Raw genomic sequence first — 11,999 nt, forward strand, 5'->3', positions numbered from 1 at the left:
GCCCTAAAATGCAAAGGCATGCTATGCATTTTTAGCTGTTTTGGCGGCATGGTTTGCATATCGTGCCGGGCGTTGCGGGTTCACCATATTGTCATGCAGGTTTATTAGACAGGCATCATGACCGAAGCCAAGCCAGAGCACGTTCACCCCATAACCATCATGCAGCTTGTGCGCATGATGGGCGATATGATGTCGCTTGATGGTGTGGGGGATATCTGGCTGGGCGCGCAGGCCGACCATGAAGGGTTTTATGAGGCGGGTGCGGCGATCACACCCAGTTTTATGCCGCATGCCGCACGCGGCCACACATCGCCGGCTAAGGGTATGGCGGCGGTGAATGAGGCGCTGCATGGGTTTTTTCGTGTCATTCCCACCGCCATGTGGGCGGAGGTGGACCAGGAACGGCTGCCGGAGCGCTTTACCGGGCTGATACAGGAGCTGGATGAGCTGCTTGCGCAATGGCAGGAGCATATCACCCAATACTGCAAGCGGCATCAGTGCGATTCGGTGGATGAGTTGCTGGAAAAGCACCCCCGCCTGTTCGCCCAGTACGGTGCCGGGATGCGAGGCGGCATGGAAGAGCTGGCGGAAAGCGAGCCGGATGCCTATGCGGCCTATACTGCCCGCAAAGGCTACAGCGCACGCGAACTGGCGAATGACTACCCGGAGATATTCGCCAAGTATGCGGCGCAACGCGACGATATCATGGCCTTGCTGCTGGAGAATGACAACCCGCACCGCAAGACGGTGAGCCGTTTGCGTAACCGGCTGGGTAAGGTGATAAAAGAGGTGCGTGACATTTCCGACACGCAGGGCACCATTCCGCTTAAGGGGGGGCGCGAGATGGTCAATGTCCGCAACGATTATAATAACAACCGGCTTTTGTACCTTATGCTGCTTACCTCCTATACGGAGCACGGTATCAAGGATGCAGCGGTCTATCCTCCCGAACTGAGCCTGGCGCTGATGCGTAATGCCGGACAGACCACGTATGTTGACAGTAAGAGCCACGGCATGCTGGTGGAGCATTTCAAATCGCTGCGCGCGATGGAGCTGGAACAGCTCTGGCCGGATTACCAGGCGCAGTTGGATATAATCCGCGATGTGCTGGTGCGAGAGCAATGGCTGTTGATGGTGCTGGCCTGCCATAACCAGGAGCGCGAGCATCCGCATGCGCTGGCGCCGCTTGCCTGGCTGATGACGGCGGGAGTGAAGCCCGAGGCGCTGGTACAGGATGAAGCGTATGATGCGCTTTCAACCGAGGCACGGCAATGTATCGAACGGCTGATGGAACATCCCCAATGGTGGCAGGAAGCGTGGGAGCGTTACATCAAGCCGCCCACCATCAAGATAAAGCCCAAGATACCTACCCTGCCGCAATCGAACATCCAGCTGGATGAACAGCCCATTTTGAATGTGCCCATCATGCAGCTTGCCCAGGTGTTCATGGATTTCAGCCGTCTTAAGCCCATTGAGCCGGATTTCATCGGGCACCGGCTTGAAGAGCCTTACAACAATCCCTACGCCAACCTTTCAAAGAGTTATCTGCGTCATGCGGAAATGGGGCAGGCCGCCAGCCCGCTAGGGCTGTTGCAGGTGAGCGAATCGTTTCATGTGTTTTTTCGCAGCCTGGCGGCGCAGATCACCTCGCTGGTGAACAGGGACGAATTGCCGCTGAAAATCAGCCAGCCGTGGCAGCGGCTTGGCAGCCTCAACCATGAATACCGCCAGCTGGTGAAGCGTTACATGAACCGGCATGGCTACCAGCATGAGCTGGAAGTGATGAAGGATTATCCGGATTATTTCACGGGGGAGGGAGTGAACCCCGATTACGGATTCTGGAGCCTGCTGTCGCAGGACAAAACCTATGCAGGACAGCTGAAGGATTTGACGACGGAAGCTAACCGCCTGATCACCAAGCTGCGTGAGAAGACGCAGTACCCAATGCTCCATGATATCCCGCTGCAATCCGGTGAAACTGTCTCTAATAAAGGCGATCTGTTGTTTCATCTCATTATCGGTGAGCAGGCGGCTTATGGCATTACGGATTCAGCCATTCATCCTCCGATGCTGCAGAAGGTGATCGCCTCCACCAACGGGCAGACGATTGGCATTGTCCGCAAATCCCACGCGCCGCTGGAAGATCTGATGGAAACTGCCTCGGCGCTGGATTCGATTGAGGAATATCAGCAGCGCAAGCGCACCATTCTACGCTATGCGGTGCAGTCGGTGCTGGACCAGCGGGATAATCTTCTGGCACTGGCGGCTTATAACTACCATTACGGCGCGCAGGAATTTGCGCTAGCGCCGCTGGCAATGATCGAATTGTGCATGGCGGAATTGCCGGAGCATGAGGAACTGGTGACCCATTGCGGTGAGGAAGCGGCCCGGCTGATTGAGCCGATGCTGGCGGATGAAGACCTTTGGGATGAAGCGGTGATGCGCTACATGAGTTAGTGCGGGAGTTAGCGCAGGCAGGAGCTATCGACGCCCCTGTTGGCGCGGCCCTGCACGCGCACGGCATATTGTTTGTGGCCCGCATGGGCATGGGCAGGGTTGCGCCGGGTGGGGTTGGGCAGCGCGGCGGCCATTAAGGCGGCTTCGGCCGGGGTGAGGGAAACGGCGCTCTTGCCGAAATAGGTGCGCGCGGCGGCTTCCGCGCCAAAAATGCCGTCACCCCATTCGGCGATGTTAAGATAGACTTCCATCATGCGTGATTTGGGCCAGATGAAATCCAGATACATGGCGATGGGTATTTCCAGCGCCTTGCGTGTGTAGGAACGGCTGGGCCAGAGGAACAGGTTTTTGGCCACCTGCATGGAAATGGTGGAGGCGCCACGCTTCGGCCCACGTTTGCCGGCGTTTTCAATCACGGTGTTCAAGGCAATCCAGTCCACCCCCTTATGTTCGCAAAAGCGCCCGTCCTCCGCGCCGATGACGGCCCGTTGCAGGTTGCGGCTGATACCGGAAAGCGGCGTGTAATCACGATAAAAACTTTGGAATGTCAGTGCACGGCCAAGCATGAGCGTGGAGACCGGCGGTATAAAACGATACACCGCGCCTAGCGCCATGATGGCGCCGATATAGAAAAAAACAGCCAGAAAGAAATAGCGGAACAGTTTGGCCAGCACGGCGTGTCCAATCAAGAACGATCCTCGATCCAGTCATAGACCGGGTCTTCGTCCACTTCCTTGTAATCATCAATGCCCATGCAGGCGGTGAGCGGCGCCATCAGGCAAACAAGCCGCATCACGTTAAACAACGATAAGATAAGCCCCTTGCGTGTCATCGCTCTGCGCCCCCAGTTCTTCGTTGCAAGCATACAAGGATGCAGCTTTGTGGCAAGCAAGCGGTGAAAGCCTGCCACCGGGAGACAGCAATAAGGGCATGATGCCGCCCTGGGTATAGGCGGCGACGAACGCATTGCTTTTTTTGTTGAGCATTTTCATGTGCGCGGGTGCATGTGGATGAATCAGCCTTCACCTTAGGCCGGGACGGATAAAATTTCCGTAGGCGAAACCGATATCCGCATAAGCGTGCCCGAATCAAGCGAAATAAAGTATTTTATTTCAGCAGTTTAGCTTTTACGAAATACATGAGTACCAGTAGCGCGGAAAGGCCGAGGATAATTTGCTCTACGGTTTGCGTGTCGACGCCGTCGGGGTTTTTAACGCCGGCCATGAAGCCGAGCTGAAGGAGAATCCACATCCAGATGCCGCCGCCGAGCGAGGTGGCGATGGTGAAGCGTTTGAGGTTCATGCGCGCAATGCCGGCGGGGAAGGCGATGTAATGGCGTAGCCCCGGAAGCAGGCGGCCGCCGAATGTGGCGTAGGCGCCGTGTTTTTGAAAAAAGGTTTCCGTTTTGGCGAGGAACTCCTCGTTCATCAGCACATATTTGCCGTATTTGATGATGAGGGCGCGGCCGAAGCGCAGGCCCAGCCAGTAATTGACGAGCGAACCGACAATCACCCCCGCCGTGCTGGAAAGCAGGATGAGCCAATAATGCATTTTACCGTGGGCCGCCAGGATGCCCGCAGGAATCAGCGTCATTTCAGCCGGAAGCGGCACAAAGGTGCTTTCCACGGCAGTGGCGATGAAAATGCCTAAATAGCCGAGCTTTTCCACCAGGTGCATGAAGAATTCGGTAACGGATTCCATCGTTCGCTTTCGTCATTGGATGGCATTTACATAGTGGGTTTTGCGTTGCATCCGCAAGCACTGATGCGGAGTGTTTTGCCGCAATTCTTGCTAAATCGCGCAAAAGCTTCTATGTGGCCGTGCTGTAACCGCGCCGTCATAAGCCCATGATAGATGCGCGGTTTCATCAGGAATACGCATATGACCCACGCATCACCCAAAGTCGCCCAGCCTAGAGTCGGGTTCGTCAGCCTCGGCTGCCCCAAGGCGCTGGTGGATTCCGAGCGCATCATGACGCAGCTTCGCGCGGAAGGCTACGGTTTCACCAAGGAATATGGCGATGCCGACGTGGTGGTGGTGAATACTTGCGGGTTTCTGGATTCCGCCCGCGAGGAGTCGCTGGATGCCATCGGCGAGGCGATGAAGGCCAACGGCAAGGTGATCGTCACCGGCTGCATGGGGGCCGAGCCGGACAAGATTCGCGAGCGTCACCCCAATGTTTTGGCCATTACCGGGCCGCAGCAATATGAGAGTGTGGTGAATGCCGTGCATGAGGCCGTGCCGCCTTCGCACGATCCGTATCTGGACCTGCTGCCGCCGCAAGGAGTGAAGCTGACGCCGCGGCATTATGCCTACCTCAAGATTTCCGAAGGCTGTAACAACCGCTGCAGCTTCTGCATCATCCCGGCTTTGCGTGGCGACCTGGTGAGCCGTCCGGTGGGAGATGTTCTGCGCGAGGCAGAGAAGCTGGTGGGCGCGGGGGTGAAGGAAATCCTCGTGATTTCGCAGGATACCTCGGCTTACGGTGTCGACATCAAATATGCCGAAAGCATGTGGAAAGACCGCAGCGTGAAGGCCAAATTCCTTGACCTGTCCCAGGCTTTGGGTGAGCTCGGCGTGTGGGTGCGCATGCATTATGTCTACCCCTATCCGCATGTGGATGCGGTGATTGAGCTGATGGCCGAGGGCAAGATTCTGCCTTACATCGACATTCCTTTCCAGCATGCCAGCCCGAATGTGTTGAAGGCCATGCGCCGCCCGGCCAGCCAGGAAAAGACACTGGAGCGCATCAAGAAATGGCGCGATATCTGCCCCGATCTGGCGATTCGCTCCACCTTTATCGTCGGGTTTCCCGGTGAGACGGAAGAGGATATGGATATCCTGACCGACTGGTTGGAAGAGGTGCAGATCGACCGCGCCGGCTGCTTCAAGTACGAACCGGTGCAGGGTGCGGCCGCCAATGCGCTGGAAGGCCACGTGCCGCCGGACGTGCAGGAAGCCCGCTGGCACCGCTGCATGCAGGTGCAGCAGGCCATCAGCGCGAAACGGCTGGAGCGGCATATCGGCAAGACATTGCCGGTGATCATCGACGAGGTGCATGCCGACGGCACCGCCAAGGGGCGCAGCCAGTTCGACGCGCCGGAGATCGACGGTGTGGTGCATGTGAAGGCGGGCAGGGCGCTGAAGCCGGGCATGATCGTGCCGGTCTCCATCAGCCGCAGCAGCGAATACGACCTTTACGGCAAAACCGCTTAAACGCTTGAAGAAGCAAGCGGCAAACGCCTCTATAATCGTATTTATTTTCTCAACTTTTGGTTATGCTTCAATATGAAACTTCTATTAAAGATGGGATAGTTGTTTGCATTTGCGAAGAAAAACCCGTATAAAGGCAGCCCAATATCAGGCAAAATCAGGGAGTGCCCATGCAACTTCTGCCCGTCATTTATCCCGTCATCATGTCCGGCGGGGCGGGAACCCGGCTCTGGCCGGTTTCGCGCGAGGCGCATCCCAAACCTTTCATGAAACTCAATGGTCCGCACAGCCTGCTGCAGCAGACCTTTATGCGCGCCGCCGCGCTACCGGGGGCCGAGCAGGTGCTGACGGTGACCAATAAAGAGCATTATTTCAAAAGCGCCGATGAATTCGCCACGGTAAATCCTTCCAAAATGCCGATCCGCTACCTGCTGGAGCCGACCGGGCGCAACACCGCGCCTGCGGTGGCTGCCGCCGCACTGGCGCTTTCCCGCGCAGTGGGCGAGGACGCCATCATGCTGGTGCTGGCGGCGGACCATGTGATTACCAAGCCGCTGGAATTCGGCAATGCCGTGTCACGCGCGGTGAGCCTGGCCAGTTCGGGCCATCTGGTGACGTTCGGCATCACGCCGTCTCATGCGGAAACGGGCTATGGCTATATTGAGTGCGACGATGAGCGCCCGCTGCGCGAGGAAGGCAGCTTTCGCGCCAAGCGTTTCGTGGAAAAACCCAATAAGGAAATGGCCGAGCGGTATTTGTCCAATGGTAAATTCCTGTGGAATTCCGGCATGTTCTGCTTCAAGGCTGACAGCATACTGGAAGCGTTTGAGCGATATGCGCCGGAGGTGCTGCAAGCCGTGAAGGCCGCCATGCCCGAGGGCGACGATACCCGCCTTTCGCTGGATTCGGACAATTTTGCCCGTGTGCCGAATATTTCCATCGATTATGCCATCATGGAAAAGGCCCCGAACGTGGCCGTGGTGGCCGCCAGCATCGGCTGGAGCGATGTGGGATCATGGGATGCCGTGGCCGGGCTGGCGGCCTCTGACGAAGTTGGGCAGGCGGATGCGCGCGGCAATACCACCACCGGCCACGTGATTCTGCAGGATGCCGATAATTGCCATGTGCGCAGCGATAACCGCGTGGTGGGTGTCATCGGCGTGCAGGACCTGGTGATCGTGGACACGGATGATGCATTGCTGGTGACGACGCGTGAGCGCAGCCAGGATGTGAAGAACATTGTGGGTGAGCTGAAGGCGGCCAACCACGAGGTGTATAAGCTGCACAACACCGTGCATCGCCCGTGGGGGACCTATACGATTCTGGAAGAAGGACCGGGTTTCAAGACCAAGCGCATCGTGGTGAAGCCGGGTGCTTCGCTGTCGCTGCAGATGCATCATCACCGCAGCGAGCATTGGGTGGTCATCAAAGGCACGGCCCATGTGGTGAATGGCGAGCAGGAACTGGTCATCGGCCAGAGCCAGTCTACCTTCATTCCGGCCGGTAATAAGCACCGCCTGGAAAACCCCGGCACGGAAGACCTTGTCATCATTGAAGTGCAATGCGGGGCTTATCTGGGAGAAGACGATATTGTTCGCTTCCAGGATGTATACGGCCGCGTCGCCTAGTTTCCGCTCATCATTGCTACTAGGCTGGCCTGCGAATAGCTGGTTTATTGTGCTCCGATGTCACGTACTGAAGTACGCTCCGCTTTGGTGTTCATGAACCATCTATTTTGATTCGTTTCGTTTTAACGAAACTCACCCTGCTGGCGCTACGCGTCCAAGCCGCTTTTTGCGGTCTTGTCGGCTCAGCCTAGCGCAATTCTGAACGAAAACGGGTATTCCACAAGCCTTCTGCATTAACGGTTGTCACCAGCCTTAGTTTTGTTTACCTAAGCTGTCTTTAAATCTGGAACAAAAGCGGTTTAGGAACGGCCATGAGCAAAAAAGTTGCACTTATCACCGGCATCACGGGGCAGGACGGGGCGTATCTCGCTGAATTCCTGCTGCAGAAGGGCTATGAGGTGCATGGCATCAAGCGCCGGGTGTCGCTGTTCAATACCGACCGTATCGATCATCTCTATCAGGACCCGCACGTAGCAGGGTGCAATTTCTTTCTGCATTACGGGGATATGACGGATAGCCTGAGCCTGATCCGTGTCATTCAGCAGGTGCAGCCGGACGAGATCTATAACCTCGCCGCGCAGAGCCATGTGGCCGTATCCTTCGAGGAGCCGGAATTCACCGCCAATGCCGATGGTCTGGGGGCGCTGCGCATTCTGGAGGCTATCCGCATCCTGAAAATGGAAAAAAAGGTGAAGTTCTATCAGGCTTCGACCTCCGAACTTTATGGTCTGGTGCAGGAAATCCCGCAGAAGGAGACGACGCCCTTCTACCCGCGCTCGCCTTACGCGGTGGCCAAGCTTTATGCCTACTGGATCACGGTGAATTACCGCGAGGCTTACGGCATTTATGCCTGCAACGGCATTCTCTTCAACCACGAGTCCCCCATTCGCGGCGAGACCTTCGTGACCCGCAAGATCACCCGCGCGCTGGCGCGCATCAAGCTCGGCATGCAGGAGCGGCTGTATCTGGGCAACATGTCCTCGCTCCGCGACTGGGGCCATGCGAAGGATTATGTGGAAATGCAGTGGCTGATGCTCCAGCAGCAGCAGGCCGAGGATTATGTGATCGCCACCGGTGAGCAGCACAGCGTGCGCGAGTTCGTGAGTGTGGCCGCCAAGGAAATCGGCATCCAGGTGGACTGGCAGGGCGAAGGCGTTGACGAAAAGGGCTATGACGCCGCCACCGGCAAATGCATCGTGGCTGTGGACCCGCGCTATTTCCGCCCCGCCGAGGTGGACACGCTGCTGGGGGATGCCACCAAGGCCAAGCAGAAGCTTGGCTGGTCGCCCAAGATCACCTTCAGCGAGCTGGTGGAGGAGATGATGCGCGAGGATATGAAGCTGGCCGAGCGCGACGCGCTGGTGAAGAAACATGGCTATAAATACTTCAACTACAACGAATAGGCCGGTTATGGCGCTGCGTTACCCCGTTTATCAGCCGAGCCTGGATGGCAATGAAAAGGCCTATGTGAACCAGTGCCTGGACACGACCTGGATTTCCTCCAAAGGCGAGTTCATCAACCGGTTTGAGAAGGGTTTCGCTGAGTTTACGGGCGCGGCTTATGCCACCAGCGTGCATAACGGCACGGTGGCCATCCATCTGGCGCTGGAGGCGCTGGGGATCGGCAAGGGCGATGAGGTGATCGTGCCGACGCTGACCTATGTGGCCTCGGTCAACACCATCGTGCAGGCGGGGGCGGTGCCGGTATTCGCGGAATCCGAGCCCACCTACTGGCAGCTGGACCCGGCGGATATCGAAAAGCGCATCACACCGAAGACCAAGGCGGTGATGGTGGTGCATCTCTACGGTCAGGCCTGCGACATGGATGCCATCATGGCGATTTGCCAGAAGCACAAGCTGCTGCTGGTGGAGGATTGCGCCGAGGCCTTCGGCACGCTCTACAAGGGCAGGCATGTGGGGACGTTCGGCGATGCCGGTACGTTCAGCTTTTTCGGCAACAAGACCATCACCACCGGTGAGGGCGGGATGGTGACCTTCAAGGACGAGGCGGCCTATAAACGCGCGGCGCACCTGAAAAATCAGGGCGTGAGCGCCACGCGCCAGTATTGGCACGATATCGTGGCCTATAATTACCGCATGACCAACATCCAGGCCGCCATCGGCTGCGCCCAGCTGGAGAGGGCGGAAGCCACCATTGCCAAGAAGCGCGAACTGGCCGAATGGTACCGCGAGGGGCTGAAGGGCCTGCCGGTGAGCGTGCATGCCGAGGCGCCGGGGACCAGGCATTCCTACTGGATGTGTTCCATCATGGTGAATGACGCGGAAGACCGCGACCCGCTGCGCGAGCACTTGGCGGCGCAGGGGGTGGAAACGCGTCCGCTTTTCTACCCGTCCCACATTTTCCCCATGTTTGAAGGGTTAACGCAAGAGGGTTTCCCCGTGGCCACCAGCCTTGGCGCGCGTGGCGTCAACCTGCCCAGCTACCCGGCGCTTGCCAAAGCGGATGTGGCTGAAATCTGCGCACAGGTGGCAGGTTATTTCCAGCGGGCCGAAGCAGGGCTTCGCCGCCAGGGATAGGGTGTGTTTCACTAAATATAAGCGGGCCGATTGTGGTCTTGCGCAAAGGCTGGTATAGGGCGCAGATGATCCGCGAAATCGACTACATGCAACGTATCTGGGGGGTGCGCTATTTCTGGCTGCATTTGACCTCTGCCGAGCTGCGCACCAAATACCGCCGCTCGATGATCGGCCCGATGTGGTCCATCATCCAGCCTTTGGCCATGACCATGCTGCTGGCTTTTGTGATGGGCAAATTGATGGGGGTGCCGATCGGGGATTACGCGCTCTATATCTTTTCCGGCGTGGTGGTGTGGGAATATATGACCGGCTCGGTGAATACGGGCTGTAAATGCCTTTATACGGCGGCGCCTTACATCAAGCAATTCGCCCACCCGGTGCTGATTTATCCGCTGCGTTATTCGCTGGCGGGGCTGGTGAACCTGATGCTGGCCAGCGTCGGCCTGATCGGCTGGGCGCTGGTGGTTCATCCGGAGAATCTGAATATTTCCTGGCTTTTTATTCCCATGGCGATGGTGATGTTTTTTCTCATCGCCTGGCCGCTGGCGTCGCTTTGCGCGGTGATTGCCACGTATTTTTACGATTTCACGCAGCTGGTCGGCATTCTGATGCAGATTGTTTATTATGTTTCGCCGGTGTTTCTGAAAGCCAGCATGTTTGAGAAGGCGGGTATTGGCTATCTGCTGGAATGGAACCCGGTCTATCACCTGCTGCAGCTGCTGCGGGCGCCACTGCTTGCCGGAGAGTTTCCCAGCCTTTTCAATATCGGCTTTGTGCTGGCCACGGCCATGCTGCTCTGGCTCATGACATTCATCACCCTGCGCCGGGTGGAACAGAAAATCATTTTTTACCTGTAGGCTCGCATGTCCAAAACGCGTTCCAGCATCATTGAATTGAAGGATGTGGATGTGCACTACTCCTCCAAGGCGTGGCGCGAAACGTCGTTGAAAACGCTCGCGCTGCGCATGCTCAACCCGCGTTCCATCCCTAAAAACCAGCAGGATTTCCATGCGTTGCGCAAGGTGAACCTGCGCATTGAACATGGCGACCGGGTAGCGCTGCTCGGGCATAATGGCGCGGGCAAAAGCACGCTGCTGAAGACCATGGCGGGGCTTTACCCCATCAGCGGTGGCAAGCGCACCATCCGCGGCAATGTGCGCGCGCTGTTTGAGCTGACGCTTGGGTTTGAGCTGGAGGCCACGGGGCGCGAGAATATCATGTATCGCGGATTGCTGCTGGGGGAGACGCCTAAGAACCTCGCCAGCATGAGCGAAGAAATCGTTGCCTTTGCCGATCTCGGGGATTTCATCGATTACCCCGTGAAGACCTACTCCGCCGGGATGATGGTGCGGCTGGCATTCGCCATTTCTACGGCCATCAAAGGGGATATCCTGCTGCTGGACGAAGTGATCGGCGCGGGGGATGTGAAATTCAAGGAAAAAGCCAAACGGCGGATGCAGGAGCTGATCCATACGGCAGAGATCATGGTGCTGGCCTCGCATGACATGGAGGCGGTCAGCATGTTGTGCAACCGAGGCGTGGTGGTGCATAAGGGGCAGGTGATTTTTGACGGAACGGTGGAAGCGGCGGTGGAGCGTTACCGCGAGGTGATGGCCGTGCCGCCCGAGCAGAAAGCCGGTAAGCCGTCCCCTGACAAAAAACGGGCCAGTAAATCCAAACGGGGGCGTGGATGAAGCGTATCGGCATTTTCCTCGGTTACCCGCCGGAAGTCTCCCTTCGCAAGGAGGGCATCAGCCGTTTGCTGGGTTTTATCATGAAAGCCGCCATTGCCGATGACCGGGTCAAGCTGGTGATTGCCTGCCCCAAATGGCTGGAAGGCAATGTGCGTGCATTGCTGGAGGATCATCACATCGACGGCAGGCATGTGGAGCTGATGACCACGCGCGCCGTGCCCGCGCTTATCCGCATGAGCCTGTTCGTCCGCAAGTTTGTTGAGCGCAGCAAGAGCCAGAAATTAAAGTTGAGGCGCAGGCTGGCGCCATTCGTCAAACGCGTGCTGTATAACCTGCGCCAGACGATGACGGGCGGGAGCTGGGGTAAAAAACAGCCCCGGGAAGGCAAATTGCTTGCCGTGTTGTTCGGCTGGATGGCGACATCGTCCATACTGGTGTTTCTGGCAAGCGTGTTTGTGGCAGCCGGGAT

The 11,999-nt window shown here is 57.5% G+C and carries 10 protein-coding genes and 1 pseudogene; 8 read left to right on the top strand and 3 right to left on the bottom strand.

From position 1 onward, the window contains the following. The first annotated feature begins 117 nt into the window (after nt 1-117). Complete coding sequence (locus tag GC177_09815) at nt 118-2,457, top strand: hypothetical protein (GenBank protein MBI1276249.1); 2,340 nt, start codon at nt 118-120, stop codon at nt 2,455-2,457. A gap of 8 nt (nt 2,458-2,465) precedes the next feature. On the opposite strand, the pseudogene mtgA reads toward GC177_09815, so the two are convergent. From mtgA to GC177_09830, 3 genes and pseudogenes are all read right to left on the bottom strand, one after another. After that, nucleotides 2,466-3,211 (bottom strand): annotated as a pseudogene (mtgA, locus tag GC177_09820) (monofunctional biosynthetic peptidoglycan transglycosylase). A gap of 43 nt (nt 3,212-3,254) precedes the next feature. Continuing rightward, the gene (locus GC177_09825) at nt 3,255-3,449 is read right to left on the bottom strand and encodes a hypothetical protein (protein MBI1276250.1); all 195 of its coding nucleotides are present in this window, start codon (nt 3,447-3,449) and stop codon (nt 3,255-3,257) included. Nucleotides 3,450-3,564: 115 nt separating this feature from the next. After that, entirely contained in the window at nt 3,565-4,158 is a 594-nt protein-coding gene (locus GC177_09830; GenBank protein MBI1276251.1) for a DedA family protein, read from the bottom strand. A gap of 180 nt (nt 4,159-4,338) precedes the next feature. Here GC177_09830 and rimO point away from each other — a divergent pair, with 180 nt between their 5' ends. The 7 genes from rimO to GC177_09865 form a co-directional block, all read left to right on the top strand. After that, a complete protein-coding gene (gene rimO / locus GC177_09835) occupies nt 4,339-5,673 on the top strand; it encodes a 30S ribosomal protein S12 methylthiotransferase RimO (protein MBI1276252.1) in 1,335 nt (444 codons plus the stop codon). Nucleotides 5,674-5,840: 167 nt separating this feature from the next. Continuing rightward, nucleotides 5,841-7,298: a mannose-1-phosphate guanylyltransferase/mannose-6-phosphate isomerase gene (locus GC177_09840; GenBank protein MBI1276253.1), complete on the top strand. Its 1,458-nt coding sequence runs from the start codon at nt 5,841-5,843 to the stop codon at nt 7,296-7,298. 311 nt (nt 7,299-7,609) lie between these two features. Then, nucleotides 7,610-8,701, top strand: a complete 1,092-nt coding sequence (gmd, locus tag GC177_09845) for a GDP-mannose 4,6-dehydratase (protein MBI1276254.1) — start codon at nt 7,610-7,612, stop codon at nt 8,699-8,701. 7 nt (nt 8,702-8,708) lie between these two features. Further along, nucleotides 8,709-9,836 (top strand): aminotransferase class V-fold PLP-dependent enzyme, encoded by a 1,128-nt coding sequence (locus tag GC177_09850; GenBank protein ID MBI1276255.1) that lies wholly within the window; start codon nt 8,709-8,711, stop codon nt 9,834-9,836. 32 nt (nt 9,837-9,868) lie between these two features. After that, nucleotides 9,869-10,693, top strand: a complete 825-nt coding sequence (locus GC177_09855) for an ABC transporter permease (GenBank protein MBI1276256.1) — start codon at nt 9,869-9,871, stop codon at nt 10,691-10,693. Nucleotides 10,694-10,699: 6 nt separating this feature from the next. Continuing rightward, entirely contained in the window at nt 10,700-11,530 is an 831-nt protein-coding gene (locus tag GC177_09860; protein MBI1276257.1) for an ATP-binding cassette domain-containing protein, read from the top strand. Beyond that, nucleotides 11,527-11,999, top strand: a 473-nt coding sequence (locus GC177_09865; protein ID MBI1276258.1) for a hypothetical protein, incomplete at its 3' end; no start/stop codon positions are given. The genes GC177_09860 and GC177_09865, both read left to right, overlap by 4 nt.

The organism is bacterium (assembly GCA_016124905.1).
Classification (GTDB): domain Bacteria; phylum Pseudomonadota; class Alphaproteobacteria; order Rickettsiales; family RI-342; genus RI-342.